Below are 238 nucleotides of genomic sequence, written 5' to 3' on the forward strand. Positions count from 1 at the left end.
TCTGTCATAATATTTTCTTTGTTTAGCTCTTTGTTGTGATGCAGATCGTATGTAAAAGCCTGAAGCGTCCATCCGGCTTCCTTTACCTGTTCCAGAGAAAAGTCAAAAAGAGGGGTGTTGTCCGTTTTGAACTCCACAAGTCCTTGCGGTGGGAGGACTTTTTCATAACGGGATAAAAACTCTGTTGATGTAAGACGGCGTTTTGCATGACGTGATTTTGGCCATGGGTCGGAAAAAT

General features: G+C 42.9%; 1 protein-coding gene. It reads right to left on the reverse strand.

Translation table 11 applies throughout. The features are described 5' to 3' along the window. Window positions 1-238 (reverse strand): class I SAM-dependent methyltransferase (locus NE637_RS15550; protein WP_503467156.1); only part of this gene is annotated, 238 nt, incomplete at both ends.

The sequence above is a fragment of the Desulfovibrio desulfuricans genome, assembly GCF_024460775.1.
Classification (GTDB): domain Bacteria; phylum Desulfobacterota; class Desulfovibrionia; order Desulfovibrionales; family Desulfovibrionaceae; genus Desulfovibrio; species Desulfovibrio desulfuricans_E.